This is a genomic window from Azospirillum sp. Sh1 (assembly GCF_008365135.1).
Classification (GTDB): Bacteria; Pseudomonadota; Alphaproteobacteria; order Azospirillales; family Azospirillaceae; genus Azospirillum; species Azospirillum oryzae.
The window spans coordinates 147,624-164,939 of record NZ_VTTK01000012.1; the positions used below are offsets into that span (position 1 = coordinate 147,624).

Below are 17,316 nucleotides of genomic sequence, written 5' to 3' on the forward strand. Positions count from 1 at the left end.
GCTCGATTGATGGGCCGAGCGGATGCTCAGGTGACCGGAAAGTCATACGGTGCCCGGGTCAGTGCGTCTACATAGCTTTCGCGCCACCAGCTGATGTCGTGCCGCCGCAAGGTCTGCATCAGGGCGGCATGGCGTTCCTTGCGCTCGCCCAGCGGCATGGTCAGCGCCCGCTGCAGCGCATCGCCGACGCCCTCGATGTCGAAGGGGTTGACGATCAGCGCCTCGCCCATCTCGTGGGCGGCGCCGGCGAACTGCGACAGCACCAGCACGCCCGGATCGTCGGCGTCCTGGCAGGCGACATATTCCTTGGCGACGAGGTTCATGCCGTCGCGCAGCGGCGTCACCAGCCCGACGTTGGCCAGCCGGTAGAATCCCGCCAGCACGCGCTGGCCGAAGCTGCGGTTCAGGTAGCGGATCGGCTGCCAGTCGAACTCGGCGAAACGGCCGTTGATGCGGCCGGCCATCTCCGACAGTTCGCGGCGGATGGCGATGTATTCCGGCACATCCTCGCGCGAGGGCGGGGCGACCTGCAGGAAGGAGACTCGGTTGCAATGCTCCGGATAGCTTTCCAGAAGCTGTTCGAAGGCGGCGAATCGCTGGGGCAGGCCCTTGGAATAGTCGAGCCGGTCGACGCCGATGATCAGGCGGCGGCCGACCAGGCTCTCGCGCAACCGTTCGGCCTGGCGGGAGCGGCCGGCGGTGCGGGCCAGGCTTTCCAGCGCCGGGGTATCGATGCTGATGGGAAAGACCTTCGCCAGCAGGGTGCGGCCGAAGGCGCGGATCATCGCCGTCCCATAGGCGCCGCGCTGTTCCACCGTGCCGTCGGTCTCGGTGCGGATGTAGTCGCAGAAGCCGCGCAGGTCGGTGATGGTGTGGAAGCCGACCAGATCATAGGCGCACAGTTCGCGGATCAGGTCGCGGTGGTTGGGCAGGGCGGTCAGCAGTTCCGGCGGCGGGAAGGGCGTGTGCAGGAAGAAGCCCATGCGCTGCGAACAGCCGCGCCGGCGCAGTTCGTCGCCGAAGGGGATCAGGTGATAGTCGTGGACCCAGATCATGTCGTCGGTGCGCAGCAGCGGCTCCAGCTTGTCGGCGAAATAGGCGTTGACCCGCTCGTATCCTTCACGCGTGCGCCGGTTCACCGAGATCAGGCCCAGCCGGTAATGGAACAGCGGCCATAAGGTCTGGTTGGCAAAGCCGTTGTAATATTCCTCGTGGTCGCGGCGGCCCAGATCCAGCGTGGCATAGGTCAGCTTGCCGGCTTCCGTCCGGGTCGGTTCCACCTGGGACTCGCCATCGACGACCTTTCCGCTCCACCCGAACCAGATGCCGCCGGTCTTCTTCAAGGCCGCCAGGATGGCGACGGCGAGACCGCCGGCCGCCTGCTTGCCCTCTTCCATCAGGGCCACCCGGTTGGATACGACGACGAGCCTGCTCACGATGTTCTTCTCCTTATTGGCCGCCGGCAGGGCGTTCCGCAGTCCGCGAAGTCCGGCTGTCCTTGCGGACACCCTATGCGGGACCACTACGAAACGACCGTGGGCGGGCTTGGTTCCGAGCGCCGGCCGTCAAGCTCAAGACGCTGGTCCGAAGGTCCGGTGCTTCCTGTCCTTTGGGTCAGATCACTCCACGAAAGGTCATGGTGCAGTGCAACATAAACCGCCTAGGCGCTATCCGGTTCGCGATACCTCCAACTCCGGTTAACGCGATGTAATGAATAAGAAATTCTTTTTGAGCTTGAAGCCGGGCGCCGCCGCGTTCATATTGTGCAGTGCGGCAACGGTCGCGCCTCGGCGTGGACATTGGCGTAACGCACTTCTTGGGCGTTTCCTCCCTAGACTGAGGCCGCGGGTTCGCCCGCGGCCCTTTTTTTATGGGAAAAGCGCCCGGATCCGACGCGACGGCGCGCCGGCCCGGAAGGGGGCGGGGGGCGGTGCCAAGCCGAAGCTTGGCCTTGACGTGATAAGGCGGAACTGTGGCAGGGACGGGGCAATGGTCCCCTGCAGGCGCCTCATCCGCGGATCAGCGCGGACCCAGCCTGTGCGGCGGAAGCAGGCCCAGCGTGTCGACCAGCTCGGTCATGTGGCGGGCGAGAACGTCCAGGTAGGGCAGGGGTGTCAGTGCCGCCTCGTCCATGTAGAGGTCGCGGGCGATTTCGATCTGGAGCGTGTGGATGCCCTGGCGCGGCCGGCCGTAATGGCGGGTGGTGTAGCCGCCGGCATAGGGATTGTTGCGGCTGACGGCATAGCCCAGCCCGCACAGATACTCCTCCGCTGCGTCGATCACCGCCGGGGCGCAGGCGTTGCCGAAACAGTCGCCCAGCACGATGTCGGGATGGCTGCCGCCGCGGCCGCCGCCTCGTCCGTTGCCCCGCCTTCCATCGGTGGTGGCGCTGGCGGAAGGCATGGAATGGCAGTCGATCAGCAGCGCGTGGCCGAAGGCGTCGCGGGTTGCGTCCACCAGCTGGCGCAAGGCGTTGTGATAGGGGGTGTAGCAGCGGCTGACCCGATCCAGCGCCTCGGCGAAGCGCAGCTTGCCTTTGTAGATGTCCTCGCCGTTGGCGACCACGCGGGCGATGGTGCCCAGCCCCGCCGCCACCCGGGGCGAGCGGGTGTTGACATAGGCCGGCAGCGGATCGGTGAACATCTCCGGATCCAACTCGTAGGCCTCGCGGTTGACGTCCAGATAGGCGCGCGGGAACAGGGCGCGGATCAGCGGCACGCCCAAGCCGGGGGCGAAGGCGAAAATCTCGTCGACGAAGCAGTCCTCCGACTTGCGCAACGCGCGGGCATCCAGGCGGGATGAGGCGAGAAACGCGGCGGAATAGGCGTTCCCGCTGTGCGGCGACGCCAGCACGAGCGGCAGCCTCTGGCTCTGCGGGGCCAGGATTTCGAAGGCCGGGGCGTTTGGCGGCGAAGCGACGGCGGCCGGATCGGGACCGGCGCCGGCGTCGCGCTGCGCGTCGAAGGAGGCATCCATGGTCGAATGATGTAATGGACGCCAGCCGCCGTGTCACGGGACCTCTGTCACGGGATTGGCCGCCGCTCTATCACCGGCGGATAAAAAAAGCGGGTGGGGCGATGAAAGGGCTTGCGTGTCGGCAAGGAGGTCGGTATACACCCGCCCACGCCGGACGGAACGACGCCAAGCGCTCCTCCACCGGCTGCCAAAGTGGGCGGTTAGCTCAGCGGGAGAGCACTACGTTGACATCGTAGGGGTCACTGGTTCAATCCCAGTACCGCCCACCATTCTGAAGGCCGCGAACCGGAACGGGTTCGCGGCCTTCTCCATTTTGGCGCGTCCGCACCCCCAAGGACGCCGCATATCTGCATTCCGCCCGCACGGTTTGCTTCCCCCGCCAAGCCCCCTCGCCAGATCCTTCCCTGCGCCGTACCATCCGGTTCGCAAACAAAGCATTGGGAGGATCCTTCATGCCTGTCCGTACCCTGCGCCGTCGCGGCCGGAGCCTTGCCGTCGCCGTCGGCGCGGTTCTGGTCTGTGCCGTCGCCGCCCTGTCGCCCACCGGAGCCGCGGCGCAGACGGCTCCCGCCGCACAGGCCGCCGGCACGGCCACCGAAGCGTCGCGCCTGGATTCCGTGCTGTCGGCGGGCACGCTGCGTGTCGGAACCACCGGGGATTACAAGCCCTTCACCTACCTGAACCCGCAGACCCAGAAGTTCGAGGGCATGGACATCGACCTCGCCGAAGCCATGGGCAAGGCGCTGGGCGTCAAGGTTGAGTTCGTGAAGACGACGTGGGGCAACCTGCTGCCCGACCTGCTGGCCGACAAGTACGACATCGCCGTCGGTGGTGTTTCCGTGACGCTGGAGCGGCAGAAGAAGGCACTGTTCTCCGATGCGCTGATGCGCGACGGCAAGACGCCGATCACCCGCTGCGAGAACAAGGACCGCTTCCAGACCGTCGCCGACATCGACAAGCCCGGCGTCCGCCTGATCGTCAACCCCGGCGGCACCAACGAGAAATTCGCCCGCGCCAACATCCACACTGCCCAGATCGAGGTGCATCCGGACAACGTCACCATCTTCGACCAGATCGTCGCCGGCAAGGCCGACCTGATGATCACCGATGCGGTGGAGACCCGGCTTCAGCAGAAGCTGCATCCGGAGCTGTGCGCCGTCCATCCGGACAAGCCCTTCGACTTTTCGGAAAAGGCCTTCCTGCTGCCGCGCGACATCGTGCTGAAGCTGTGGATCGACCAGTGGCTGCGCCGTGCCGTCGCCACCGGCGAGTATCAGGCGGTGTTCGATCGCTGGCTGAAGTAGCCGGCCGGAACCATGCGGATGCCGCCACGCCGTTTGCCAGCGCGGCGGCATCTGCATGTGTCCGTCAATATGTCCGGACCGAACCGGCAAGTATGGGCAAAGCCGGCGGTTCGACCGGGAGCATGGTGCAAAAGCATCAAGGGCCCGGCGATTGCTCGCCGAGCCCTTGATCGATTTGGTGGAGCCAAGGAGGATCGAACTCCTGACCTCTACAATGCCATTGTAGCGCTCTCCCAGCTGAGCTATGGCCCCTTTTAACTCTGGGGGCCGGTCGTTTCCGTCCGGCCTTGGTGGAGCGGGATAATAGTCAGGCGGTGGAGTGATGCAAGCGGAAAATTCGCCCCGCCGCGCTTTTTTTCACCACCCCGCCGGACCTCCCGCACTCACCGGAAAGCAGTCAGCGGGAAGGGCGCCGGTCAGCGCTCCTCCTCGTCCTCGCCTTCGACATCGACGACCTCGTCCATGTCGTCCTCGCCCAGTTCCGACGTGTCCTCGATCAGGACGTCGTCCTCATCCTCGGTGGCGTCGTCGGCTTCCTCGATGTCGTCGACGGACATGTCGTCCTCGACGTCCTCCAGCTCCGTGGTCTCGGTCTCAGCCTCGACCTCTTCCTCGTCCTCCGCCACGGCCACCACCTTCTTGGTGTCGTCGACCGGGGCCGGACGGGCCTTGCGGGACTTCAGCAGAGCCTCGGGATCGAACTGCGCGCCACAGCTCGGGCAGACCGGCGGGTCCTTGCGCATGTCATAGTAACGAGCGCCACAGCTCGGGCAGATGCGCTTGACGCCCCATTCGGGTTTGGCCACGCCACGTCCTCCGTCACAAAAATCAGGGGGTTCTCAAGAGGCGCCCTTTGCCATGCCCTGAGACGCTTGTCAAAAAAAAGATGAAGCGGCCGGGTTCCCGCTGCATCGCGGCAACAGCGGGAAGGAGGTATCCCGCCCGGGCAGGGATTGCCTTTACAGGCTGTTAACCATAACTCGCTAGAACGGACCTGCACAGTGTGCAACTCCTCCATTTGGTTTCCTCCTTGAACTCGGGGCCGCCTTCGGGCGGCCTCTTTTCATTGGTGCCCGGCCGTATTTGCCAGGTCTGCCCGAGGGAGGGCCCAAGGAGGGGAGGGGGGAGAGCCCCGGCCCTCTCGCATCGGGGCGGGGGCTGTGATAGGAACGGCGGCCATATCCGCTTCCCGTTCCGATCCGAAGGACCCGTCCCATGACGCACGCAAGGCCGCTGCGCTCCACCACCACCGGCGCGATCCGGGGCAGCATCCGTGTGCCCGGCGACAAATCGATCTCGCACCGGTCGCTGATGCTGGGCGCCATCGCGGTGGGCGAGACGGTCATCCACGGCCTGCTGGAGGGGGAGGACGTCCTGCACACCGCGGCCGCCATGCGCCTGCTGGGAGCTGAGGCGGAGCGGAGCGAAGACGGCGTCTGGCGCGTGCGCGGCGTTGGGCTGGGGGCCTTGCAGGAGCCGGCGCAGGTTCTGGACATGGGCAACAGCGGCACCGCCGCCCGCCTTCTGATGGGGCTGGTCGCCGGCCATCCGATCACCTGCGTCTTCACCGGCGACGCCTCGCTGAACAAGCGGCCGATGGCCCGCGTCACCAAGCCGCTGGAGGAGATGGGCGCCCGCTTCGTCGGCCGCTCCGGCGGGCGGCTGCCGCTGACCGTGGTCGGCAGCGGCGAGCTGGTCCCGATCACCTACCGCCTGCCGGTGGCCTCCGCCCAGGTCAAGTCGGCGATCCTGCTGGCCGGCCTCAACACCGCCGGGGCCACCACGGTGATCGAGGCGGAGCCGACGCGCGACCACACCGAACTGATGCTGCGCCATTTCGGCGCAACCGTGACGACCGAGCGGCTGGAGGACGGTGCGCTGGCCGTCACCGTCATCGGTCAGCCGGAACTGACCGGCCGAACCATCCATGTGCCGGCCGATCCCAGCAGCGCCGCCTTTCCGGCGGTCGCCGCCCTGCTGCGGCCGGGCTCGGACCTGCTGCTGAACGACGTCGGCATGAATCCGCGCCGCACCGGCCTCTATGACACGCTGGTGGAGATGGGCGCCGATATCGCCTTCGAGAACCGCCGCGACCAGGCGGGCGAGCCGGTGGCCGACCTGCGGGTGAAGCACAGTGCCCTGAAGGGCATCGTGGTGCCGGCCGACCGCGCCCCCAGCATGATCGACGAATACCCGGTCCTGGCCGCCGCCGCCGCCTGTGCGGAAGGCACCACGGTGATGCTGGGCCTGAAGGAACTGCGGGTGAAGGAGAGCGACCGTCTCGCCATGGTGGCGGAAGGCCTGACCCGCTGCGGCGTGTCGGTCGAGGTCGGCGCCGACGACAGCCTGACGGTGCACGGCACCGGGGGAACCGGCAAGGGGCCGAAGGGCGGCGCCTCCGTCGCCACCGCCATGGACCACCGCATCGCCATGAGCTTCCTGGTGTTGGGCATGGCGTCGGAAGAGCCGATTTCGGTCGACGACGGCGCCTTCATCGACACCAGCTTCCCCGACTTCGTCGGGTTGATGAACCGGCTCGGTGCGAAGATCGGTGAGGCGTGAGGCGATGACGCAGCCGCTTTCCAACCAGGAGACTCCGGCCAGGGCGGTCGTCGTCGCCATCGACGGCCCGGCCGCCAGCGGCAAGGGCACCCTGTCGCAGCGCATCGCCGACGCCTTCGGCTTCGCCCATCTCGACACCGGTGTGCTGTACCGCGCGGTCGGCGTGTCGGTCCTGCGGGCCGGCGGCGACCCGGCCGACAATGCGGCGGCGGCGCGCGCGGCTTATGAGTTGCACCCCGAACACCCGATCCTGCAGGAGGTGGCGCTGCGCACCGATGAGGCGGCGCAGGCGGCCAGCAAGGTGGCGGCGGTGCCGGAGGTGCGGGCCGCTCTGCTCGACTTCCAGCGGCGCTTCGCATCCCATCCGCCGGGCGGCGCGCCGGGGGCGGTTCTGGACGGGCGCGACATCGGAACGGTGGTCTGCCCCGATGCCCAGGCCAAACTGTTCATTACCGCTTCGGTGGAGGTCCGGGCCGAACGGCGACTCAAGGAGTTGCAGAGACGGGGGATTCCGGCTATATCCTCCGATGTCCTGGAGGACATGAAGGCTCGTGATGCGCGCGACAGCCAGAGAGCGGTGGCCCCGCTCCGTCCGGCTGCCGACGCTTTTGTGCTTGATACGTCCGCTCTCGATGCCGATCAGGTGTTCTCGATGGCGGTCGCCCACATCGGTTCGAAAACCGGTCTGAAGCCCACGGCCTGACGCCGCCGCTTCCGACCTCCGTTGACGGGCCGCCGGTGGCGGCGCGAACGGGTCCGACTCCCTCCACGGAAAACCATCAACCAAGTCGCCGGGCGTGGTGCCCGGCGCGGCGGTTCGGTCGAGGTTCCACCCGTTTTGCCGCGGGAGGGACCGGAACGGGGCCGCTTTCGCGCCACCTTTAGGAGTTTCAATGGCACAGTCACTGGCCCGCACGGTCGAAAAGGAAAGCTTTGCGTCTCTGCTCGAAGAGTCGCTGGGCGCGGCCGAGTCGCTCGAAGGTACGGTCGTCAAGGGACGCGTCGTCGCCGTCGAGAACGACATGGTCACCATCGACGTCGGTCTGAAGTCGGAAGGCCGCGTCGCGCTGAAGGAATTCGCCGTTGCCGGCCAGCCGCCCGAGCTGAAGGCGGGCGACACCGTCGAGGTCTACCTCGAGCGGATGGAAGACAAGAACGGCGAAGCGATGCTGAGCCGTGAGAAGGCGAAGCGCGAAGAGGCCTGGGCCCTGCTGGAGAAGTCGTTCAACGACCAGACCCGCGTCACCGGCGTCATCTTCGGCCGCGTCAAGGGCGGCTTCACGGTCGACCTGTCGGGCGCCGTGGCCTTCCTGCCGGGCAGCCAGGTCGACATCCGTCCGGTCCGCGACATCTCCCCGCTGCTGGGCACCCCGCAGCCGTTCCAGATCCTGAAGATGGACCGCTCGCGCGGCAACATCGTCGTGTCGCGTCGCGCCGTGCTCGAAGAGAGCCGCGCCGAGGCCCGTTCGGAGCTGGTGGCCAACCTCAAGGAAGGCCAGATCCTCCAGGGCGTCGTCAAGAACATCACCGACTACGGTGCGTTCGTCGACCTGGGCGGCGTCGATGGCCTGCTGCACGTCACCGACATCGCGTGGCGCCGCATCAACCATCCGTCGGAAGCCCTGCAGATCGGCCAGACCGTCACGGTCCAGGTCATCCGCTTCAACCCGGAAACCCAGCGCATCAGCCTGGGCATGAAGCAGCTCGAAGCCGACCCGTGGGAAGGCGTCGAGGCCAAGTATCCGGTCGGCGCGAAGTTCAAGGGCCGCGTCACCAACATCACCGACTACGGCGCCTTCGTGGAGCTGGAGCCGGGGATCGAGGGCCTGGTCCACGTGTCGGAAATGTCCTGGACCAAGAAGAACGTCCATCCGGGCAAGATCGTGTCGACTTCGCAGGAAGTCGAGGTCATGGTCCTGGACGTCGATCCGCAGAAGCGCCGCATCAGCCTCGGCCTGAAGCAGTGCCTGGACAACCCGTGGGAGACCTTCACCGACAAGTTCGGTCCTGGCACCGAGCTGGAAGGCGAAGTCAAGAACATCACCGAGTTCGGTCTGTTCGTCGGCCTGCCGGGCGATATCGACGGCATGGTCCACATGTCCGATCTCGACTGGAACAAGTCGGGTGAAGAGGCGATCGCCGAGTACAAGAAGGGCGACCGCGTCAAGGTCAAGGTTCTCGACGTCGACGTCGAGAAGGAGCGCATCAGCCTCGGCATCAAGCAGCTGGCCAGCGATCCGTTCGAGTCGGCCACCGCCGGCCTGAAGAAGAACGAGGTCGTGACCTGCACCGTGACGCAGGTGACGGACGGCGGCATCGAAGTGACCGTCGGCGAGGGCTACACCGGCTTCATCCGCAAGTCGGACCTGTCCCGCGACCGTTCCGAACAGCGCCCGGACCGTTTCGCCGTCGGCGAGAAGGTCGACGCGAAGGTCACCCAGATCGACCGCGCTTCCCGCCGCATCTCGCTGTCCATCAAGGCTCGCGAGATGGAGGAAGAGAAGCAGGCGATGGCCGAGTTCGGTTCGTCCGACTCGGGCGCCTCGCTGGGCGACATCCTGGGCGCCGCTCTGAAGCGCAAGCAGCAGAACGACGAGTGATCGTCTGAGGCCATCCTCCCCTGCGGTGATCGGACGGACCTTCGGTCCGCCGAGAGCAGGGGAGGGTGCTCGCGATCTCCCGGAAGGGTAAGAGAAAGGCCGCGTCCCGGTTGGGGCGCGGCCTTTTTCATTGTTCCATTCGGTTGTTACCGCTGCGGCTCCGGGCTGCGGGTCAGGGACGTGATGCTGTCGTCGTAGCGGAATTCCGGCATGTCGCGGACGCTGGCGGCAGTCACCTCGCGCAGCCGGATCGCCTCGCTGCCGGTGCGCAGGTCGGCCAGGGTCAGGTCGGCCGCGATGTCCTTGCCGCCGAAGCCCAGAATGCCGCCGGAGTGGATGACGATGTATTGGGCCTCGCCCTTGTCGTCGAGGATCACGTCGGTCACGGTGCCGATCTTCGACCCGTCGGCGCCGACGACGTTGCGGTTCATCAACTGGTCGACGCTGGGACCGGTCTTGCGCTCCACCGTCGCGCCGACGGCCGGAGTCGAACCGTTGATGATGACGGTCTGGGCCATGGCCCCCGGCGGAGTCGCCAGGCCGACCAGCAGTGTCAGCGCGGGCAACGTGAACCACATCTTGTGGGTGATCTTCAACATGGGCGCCTCTCCTCCCCCAGGATCACGCGGGATCCACCTTGGCTCCATGCGCCTCAACCGGGGACGCATGAATTAGTTGCGGGATGGCCGTCCCTACCCCTCTTCCGTGCCGAACCTTGGGCGGGCCGGCGGCGACTCGGGGGTGGGGATGGTGTGCCTTTTCGAGTCGCCCCTGGGATTCCGCCGGCTTGGTCCGAGTCGCCCCGTGGCGAATCGGTGGTGGGTACAACGGCATATTAGCAACAACATGTTGATTTTCACTGCAAGGAAGCTCTGGCGGTCGGGCGCGTTTTGCGCTCTAATCGGGGGTGCCCCGGTCATCTTCGGCACCGGCGGCCATTGAGTGCCCACAGTTGGTGCCTTCCGGCCGCGATGCGGCCCAGCCGCCGCCTCCCCCAAAAAATTTGCTTGGCGGGCGGGAACAGGATCCCCGGTAACGGGTTGAACACCACAAGATCAAGGTTTTGAGGGGTTCGGTCATGTCAACCACAATATCTAGCAGAGTGGGGCTTGCTTGGCCCCGTCGCGCTGGCTAGGATGCGGCCCACGTGACCCGGCCGGCCTCAAGCGGCGGCCCCGGTCCCGGCAGCACAGCGGCGACGGCGGACAGTCGGGCAAGAGGCCCCTGTTTGTACGGCGCCATCTGCGTTGACGGGCTGGACGGCGGACAGAACCGCCGGCCGCTTCGGATCGGTACGGGTCGCACCACATTTCCATTCGAGCGCGCCGCGGCGTGCTCCAAGCAGGGGACAGTCTCATCATGCGGATCGAGCGTCGTTTCACGCACGAAGGTCAGGACGCCTACGCCAGCCTCGGCTTCCGCCAGGCGACCAGCGAGATCCGCAACCCGGATGGAACGATCGTCTTCCAGCAGACCGGCATCGAGGTGCCGGACAACTTCTCGCAGGTCGCCAGCGACATCCTGGCGCAGAAGTATTTCCGCAAGGCCGGCGTTCCCGCCGCGCTCCGCGCCGTGGAAGAGAACACCGTTCCGTCCTGGCTGTGGCGCAAGGAAGCCGACCAGGAAAAGCTGGCCGCGCTGCCGAAGGAAAAGCGTTTCGTCGGTGAGAACTCGGCCCGCCAGGTCTTCGACCGCCTGGCCGGCACCTGGACCTATTGGGGCTGGAAGGGCGGCTATTTCGACACCGAGGCCGACGCCCGCAGCTTCTTCGACGAGATGCGCTTCATGCTGGCCGCCCAGATGGCGGCCCCGAACAGCCCGCAGTGGTTCAACACCGGCCTGCACTGGGCCTACGGCATCGACGGCCCGAGCCAGGGCCACTTCTACGTCGATTTCAAGACCGGCCTGCTGACCTCGTCCGCCTCGGCCTACGAGCATCCGCAGCCGCACGCCTGCTTCATCCAGTCCGTCGCCGACGACCTCGTCAACGAGGGCGGCATCATGGACCTGTGGGTGCGTGAGGCCCGCCTGTTCAAGTACGGCTCCGGCACCGGTTCCAACTTCTCCAAGCTGCGCGGCGAGGGCGAGAAGCTGGCCGGCGGCGGCAAGTCGTCGGGCCTGATGAGCTTCCTGAAGATCGGCGACCGCGCGGCCGGCGCCATCAAGTCGGGCGGCACCACGCGCCGTGCGGCCAAGATGGTCACGGTGGACATGGACCACCCGGACATCGAAGGCTACATCGACTGGAAGGTGAACGAGGAGCAGAAGGTCGCGGCGCTCGTGACCGGCTCCAAGATCTGCCAGAAGCACCTGACGGCGGTGATGGCCGCCGCCCAGTCGGGCCTGGACCCGAAGGAGAACAAGGAGCTGAAGAAGGCGATCCTCGCCGCCCGCAAGGATCAGGTGTCGGAGAACTACATCCAGCGTGTGATCCAGTTCGCCGGCCAGGGCTTCACCTCCATCGAGTTCAAGACCTACAACACCGACTGGGATTCGGAAGCCTACCTGACGGTCTCCGGCCAGAACTCCAACAACTCCGTGCGCATCTCCAACGAGTTCGTGCAGGCGGTGCTGGACGACGCCGACTGGAACCTGATCGGCCGCACCAACGGCAAGGTGGTGAAGACCGTCCGCGCCCGCGACCTGTGGGACAAGGTCGGCTACGCCGCCTGGGCCTGCGCCGATCCGGGCGTGCAGTTCGACAGCACCATCAACGAGTGGCACACCTGCCCGGCCTCGGGGCGCATCAACGCCTCGAACCCGTGCTCGGAGTACATGTTCCTCGACGACACCGCCTGCAATCTGGCGTCGCTGAACCTGATGTCGTTCCGTCTGAAGGACGGTTCCTTCGACGTCGAGGCGTTCGAGCATGCCTGCCGGCTGTGGACCATCGTGCTGGAAATCTCCGTGCTGATGGCGCAGTTCCCGTCGAAGGAAATCGCCCAGCTCTCCTACGAGTTCCGCACGCTGGGTCTGGGTTTCGCCAATCTCGGCGGCCTGCTGATGGCGTCCGGCTTGTCCTACGACTCGGATGAAGGCCGTGCCTACTGCGCCGGCATCTCCGCCGTCATGACCGGCGTCGCCTATGCCACCTCGGCCGAGATGGCGCAGGAGTTGGGGCCGTTCCCGGGCTTCGAGGCCAACCGCGACCACATGCTGCGGGTCATCCGCAACCATCGCCGCGCCGCCAACGGTGAGATGAACGGCTATGAGGGGCTGGCGGTCGAGCCGGTGCCCTTCGTCGCCGACCTCTGCCCGGACCAGGAACTGGCTCTGGCCGCCGTCCGCGTGTGGGACGAGGCACTGGAACTGGGCGAGGCCCACGGCTACCGCAACGCCCAGGCCACCGTGGTCGCCCCGACCGGCACCATCGGTCTGGTGATGGACTGCGACACCACCGGCATCGAGCCCGACTTCGCCCTGGTGAAGTTCAAGAAGCTGGCCGGCGGCGGCTATTTCAAGATCGTCAACCGGCTGGTGCCGGAGGCGTTGAAGACGCTCGGCTACACCCCGGACCAGATCGAAGAGATCGCGCTCTACGCCGTCGGCCACGGCACGCTGAAGAGCGCGCCGGGCGTGAACCACGAGTCGCTGAAGGCCAAGGGCTTCACCGACGAACTGCTGGAGCGGCTGGAGGGCAACCTCGCCACCGCCTTCGACATCAAGTTCGTCTTCAACCGCTGGACCATCGGCGCCGATTTCTGCACCCAGACGCTGGGCATCCCGGCCGAGACGCTGGACGCTCCGGGCTTCGACCTGCTGAGCCACATCGGCTTCACCAAGGCGCAGATCGAGGCGGCCAACACCTTCTGCTGCGGCGCCATGACGCTGGAAGGCGCCCCCTTCCTGAAGGACGAGCATCTGTCGGTGTTCGACTGCGCCAACCCCTGCGGCCGCATCGGCAAGCGCTTCCTGTCCTGGGAATCGCACATCACGATGATGGCGGCGGCGCAGCCCTTCATCTCCGGCGCCATCTCCAAGACCATCAACATGCCGAACACGGCGACGGTCGACGAGTGCAAGGACGCCTATCTGATGTCCTGGCGCCTGGGCCTGAAGGCGAACGCGCTGTACCGCGACGGCTCCAAGCTGAGCCAGCCGCTGCAGGCCGCCCTGCTCGACGACGAGGAGGATGGCGAGGCGGTCGAGGCGGTGATCGAGGCGCCGGCCGCCGCCCGTGCCCAAATGATCACCGAGCGCATCGTCGAGAAGGTGATCGAGCGGGTGGTGGAGCGGAAGAGCAGCTCGCGCGAGCGTCTGCCGCACCGCCGCAAGGGCTACACCCAGAAGGCCAACGTCGGCGGCCACAAGGTGTACCTGCGCACCGGCGAGTATGAGGACGGCCGCCTGGGCGAGATCTTCATCGACATGCACAAGGAAGGCGCCGCCTTCCGGTCGCTGATGAACAACTTCGCCATCGCGGTGTCGATCGGCCTGCAATATGGCGTGCCGCTCGAGGAGTTCGTGGAGGCCTTCACCTTCACGCGCTTCGAGCCGTCGGGCATGGTGACCGGCAACGACACCATCAAGATGGCGACCTCGGTCATCGACTACATCTTCCGCGAGATCGCCATCTCCTACCTGAACCGCACCGATCTGGCGCACGCCACGCCGGAGGATCTGGTGCCCTTCACCGTGGGCAGCGGCGACAAGCAGGGCGACCTGCCGGACACCCAGGTGCAGCCGTCCGACATCGTCCGCCGCATCGCGTCGACCGGCTATGTCCGCAACAACCTGCGCGTCCTGCATGGTGGCCAGACGGGTGGCCAGACCCAGCGGGCCAGCGCCGCGGCGGCCTTCGCCGCCACCGGCACCGACACGGCTGCCGTGAGCGTCACCGCGTCGGCCGGCACCCAGGCTTCCGTCCAGGCTGCCATGGCGGCCAGCCCGGCGGTCGCCGCCGCCACCGCCCAGGGCCATGTCGCCGCCACCGCGGCCACCGGCACGGCCTATGGCGGCAGCACCAGCGACCAGCGCTTCGACCGCATCCGCGAGGCCCGCGCCCGCGGTTACGAGGGCGATCCCTGCGGCGAGTGCGGCAACATGACCCTGGTCCGCAACGGCACTTGCCTGAAGTGCGACAGCTGCGGGTCGACCACCGGCTGCAGCTGATCCTCCACAGAGCGCTCCCTCGGGAGCCTCGCCGGACGATGAACGATGAAAGGGAGGGAGCGGGAAACCGCTTCCTCCCTTTTGCTTGTGTACGAACAAAATCGCCGCGCGCTGTTTGGAACCATTCTTGTGTGGATGCAACAGGATGGCCGGATCATGAGGGGCCTTGACCGCGCCGCGTGTGTTCATGTTAGCTGACTCCCCCGGGGCGCCGGCGCGGCGTTCCCGAAGCATGTCCGGAGGGATCAGGGGTCATGGATTCGGCCGGGACCGCGCTGGACGACCGCCTGCCGTCCGATCGCCTGTTGCGGGCGACCGCCGCGCAATGGAGCGCGGCCTTGGTCTGGACATCGGCCGACGGCACCATCGTCGGCGCCAATCCCGGTTTCGCCCGGCTGGCCGGTGTCCCGCTGGATGCGCTGATCGGCCGCCCGCTGCCCGGCCTGCTCGATTTCGGTGGCCGTGACTGGCAGGCGGTGTGGGATGGGGCGCAGGAGAACGACCATCCACCGCCCGGCACCGGTGCCTTGCGCGTTCCCCGCCGCGATCCGGTCCCGGTCGATCTGCACTGGCAGCATCTGACCGACGGCGACGACGTCCTGCTTCTGTGCGAGATGCGCGATTTCGACGAGCGCGAACGGGCGGAGGCGGTGGCACGCCTGCAGCAGGATGTTCTGGAACTGGTGGCCGCGGGCCGGTCGCTGAAGCAGGTCCTGGATTTCCTCTGCCGGCAGGTGGAGGCCTGCGCGCCGGAGGTCGCCTGTTCGGTGATGCTGCGTGACGCCGAGAACCGCATGCGGGTGGCCGCGGCCCCGTCGCTGCCCGCCGTCTATGCCAACGCCATCGACGGGCTGGCCATCGGTCCGGACGTCGGCTGCTGCGGCAGCGCGATGAGCCAGGGCGAGGCGGCGATGTCCGTCGACATCGCCGAAGACCCGCGCTGGGCACCCTATCGCGAGATTCCGCTCGCCCATGGGTTGGCCGCCTGCTGGTCCAACCCGATCAAGGGGCGGGACGCCCGCATGCTGGGCAGCTTCGCGCTCTATTACCGCGAGCCGCGTCCCGCCGCGCCCTTCCATCGCCGACTGGTGCAAGCCTGCGTGCATCTGTGCGCGCTCGCCATCGAACATGACCGGGCACGGGCGGAGATCAACCGGCTGGCCTATTTCGACACGCTGACCGGGCTGCCCAACCGCCAGCTTCTGGCCGACCGCGCCACCGCGGCACTGGCGCTGGCCGGACGCACGCGGCAGCCGGTGACGCTGATGTTCCTGGATATCGACCGCTTCAAGACCATCAACGATTCGCTGGGCCATGCGGTCGGCGACCGGCTGCTGGTGGAGGTGGCGACCCGGCTGGAGCTGCTGTTCATCGAGGGCGACACGCTGGCCCGGCTGGGTGGGGACGAGTTCGTGGCATTGTTGCCGGGCTGCGACGCCGCCCATGCCTCGCTGCTGGCGGAACGGGTACTTGTCACCCTGTCGGTGCCGCTGACGGTCGCCGATCTGACGCTGACCCCGACCGCCAGCATCGGCATCGCTGTGCATCCCGACGACGGCATGGATTTCGACACGCTGCTGCGCCAAGCCGACGCGGCGATGTACCGGGCCAAGCAGGCCGGCCGCAACCGCTGCCATTTCTTCCGCCGCGACATGAACGAACAGGCGGTGCGCCGGCTGGAGATGGAGGCGGCGCTGCGCGAGGCGCTGGACCGCCAGGAGGCCGGCTGCCCGGACGAGGAGGCTCCGTTCGAGCTGCATTACCAGCCCCAGGTCCGACTGAAGCCGCATTGCCTGCATCGGGTGGAGGCGCTGATCCGCTGGACCCACCCGCGCTGGGGCGCGGTGTCGCCGGTGGAGTTCGTGCCGCTGGCCGAGGAATGCGGGCTGATCGACCGGCTGGACAGCTGGGTGCTGCAGACTTCGGTGGCGCAGCTCGGCCGCTGGCGTGCGGCGGGGGTACCGGTGCCGGGGCTGGCGGTCAATGTCTCCGCCGTCCGATTCGCCCGCGGCGATCTGCCGGATCAGGTCCGTGCCGCGCTGGCCGCCAACGGCATCCCGGCCAACGACCTGACGCTGGAGATCACCGAGCGGCTGATGATGACGGAGGAGGTCGGCGTCCATGACGCGCTGGATGCCCTGCATGCGCTGGGCGTCACCCTGTCGATCGACGATTTCGGCACCGGCTATTCGTCCTTGAGCTACCTGAAGCGCTTCCCCGTCGGCGAATTGAAAATCGACCGCAGCTTCGTCAAGGAACTGGACATCGACGCCGCCAACCGGCCGCTGGTGCGCGCCATCATCCAGATCGGCGAGGCGCTGGGGCTGACCGTCGTGGCGGAGGGGGTGGAGCGCGAGGCCCAGCACCTCATGCTGGAGGCGGAGGGCTGCGCCATCGGCCAGGGCTACCGCTTCGCCCGGCCGATGCCGGCCGATGCGCTGGTCCGCTGGCTGGCAGGGGAGGGCAAGCACTGGGTGGAGTGTCCGGCCGACGCCTGCTTCAGCATCTGAAACATTTGCAGTGGAAATGGTCCCGTTTTTCTTTGGATTTACGGGGTACTTCGACCGCATTTCACCATTCGAATCGGTGCTTATGCGGTTCCGCCGGAGTAATGGGGATCCGGCAATACGATATAGTCGCAACGCTCCTTTGCCGGCAAAGCGCAGGTCATCCCGTTCTAGACCACGCGACTGTCTTGTGTCCCAACGTTTGGGGCGATAGAAGGTCCACTCAGCGGCATGTGCGGTCAAGCAAACTGACCA

The 17,316-nt window shown here is 66.9% G+C and carries 10 protein-coding genes and 2 tRNA genes; 7 read left to right on the forward strand and 5 right to left on the reverse strand.

The window, feature by feature from the left end:
- Positions 1 to 26: 26 nt before the first annotated feature.
- Both otsA and FZ029_RS14795 read right to left on the reverse strand, forming a co-directional pair.
- On the reverse strand, positions 27 to 1,436 hold the full coding sequence (gene otsA, locus FZ029_RS14790; RefSeq protein ID WP_149197829.1) for an alpha,alpha-trehalose-phosphate synthase (UDP-forming): 1,410 nt from the start codon (positions 1,434 to 1,436) through the stop codon (positions 27 to 29).
- Positions 1,437 to 2,019: 583 nt separating this feature from the next.
- Entirely contained in the window at positions 2,020 to 2,976 is a 957-nt protein-coding gene (locus tag FZ029_RS14795; protein ID WP_149197830.1) for an N-formylglutamate amidohydrolase, read from the reverse strand.
- Between the two features lie 194 nt (positions 2,977 to 3,170).
- On the opposite strand from FZ029_RS14795, the gene FZ029_RS14800 reads away from it, so the two are divergent.
- Together FZ029_RS14800 and FZ029_RS14805 are read left to right on the forward strand one after the other, a co-directional pair.
- A tRNA-Val gene (locus FZ029_RS14800) sits at positions 3,171 to 3,245 on the forward strand.
- 183 nt (positions 3,246 to 3,428) lie between these two features.
- A complete protein-coding gene (locus FZ029_RS14805) occupies positions 3,429 to 4,280 on the forward strand; it encodes a transporter substrate-binding domain-containing protein (RefSeq protein ID WP_149269895.1) in 852 nt (283 codons plus the stop codon).
- Positions 4,281 to 4,456: 176 nt separating this feature from the next.
- Here the strand turns inward: FZ029_RS14805 and FZ029_RS14810 are convergent.
- Positions 4,457 to 4,532: transfer RNA gene (locus tag FZ029_RS14810), tRNA-Ala, on the reverse strand.
- Positions 4,533 to 4,696: 164 nt separating this feature from the next.
- Positions 4,697 to 5,086, reverse strand: a complete 390-nt coding sequence (locus tag FZ029_RS14815) for a TIGR02300 family protein (RefSeq protein WP_149269896.1) — start codon at positions 5,084 to 5,086, stop codon at positions 4,697 to 4,699.
- Between the two features lie 409 nt (positions 5,087 to 5,495).
- Between FZ029_RS14815 and aroA the strand changes: the two genes are divergently transcribed.
- The 3 genes from aroA (at position 5,496) to rpsA (ending at position 9,442) form a co-directional block, all read left to right on the forward strand.
- Positions 5,496 to 6,842, forward strand: coding sequence for a 3-phosphoshikimate 1-carboxyvinyltransferase (gene aroA / locus FZ029_RS14820; RefSeq protein ID WP_149269897.1), 1,347 nt, complete (start codon positions 5,496 to 5,498; stop codon positions 6,840 to 6,842).
- Positions 6,843 to 6,846: 4 nt separating this feature from the next.
- Entirely contained in the window at positions 6,847 to 7,545 is a 699-nt protein-coding gene (gene cmk / locus FZ029_RS14825) for a (d)CMP kinase (RefSeq protein WP_149269898.1), read from the forward strand.
- A 190-nt stretch (positions 7,546 to 7,735) separates the two neighbouring features.
- Positions 7,736 to 9,442, forward strand: a complete 1,707-nt coding sequence (gene rpsA / locus FZ029_RS14830) for a 30S ribosomal protein S1 (protein ID WP_042694362.1) — start codon at positions 7,736 to 7,738, stop codon at positions 9,440 to 9,442.
- Between the two features lie 146 nt (positions 9,443 to 9,588).
- On the opposite strand, the gene FZ029_RS14835 is transcribed toward rpsA, so the two are convergent.
- Positions 9,589 to 10,041 carry a PRC-barrel domain-containing protein gene (locus tag FZ029_RS14835; protein WP_149269899.1) on the reverse strand — a complete coding sequence of 151 codons (453 nt, stop codon included), beginning with the start codon at positions 10,039 to 10,041 and terminating at the stop codon, positions 9,589 to 9,591.
- A gap of 760 nt (positions 10,042 to 10,801) precedes the next feature.
- On the opposite strand from FZ029_RS14835, the gene FZ029_RS14840 reads away from it, so the two are divergent.
- Positions 10,802 to 14,554, forward strand: a complete 3,753-nt coding sequence (locus FZ029_RS14840; protein ID WP_149269900.1) for a vitamin B12-dependent ribonucleotide reductase — start codon at positions 10,802 to 10,804, stop codon at positions 14,552 to 14,554.
- A gap of 254 nt (positions 14,555 to 14,808) precedes the next feature.
- The gene (locus FZ029_RS14845; protein WP_149269901.1) at positions 14,809 to 17,064 is read left to right on the forward strand and encodes an EAL domain-containing protein; all 2,256 of its coding nucleotides are present in this window, start codon (positions 14,809 to 14,811) and stop codon (positions 17,062 to 17,064) included.
- Positions 17,065 to 17,316 lie beyond the last annotated feature (252 nt).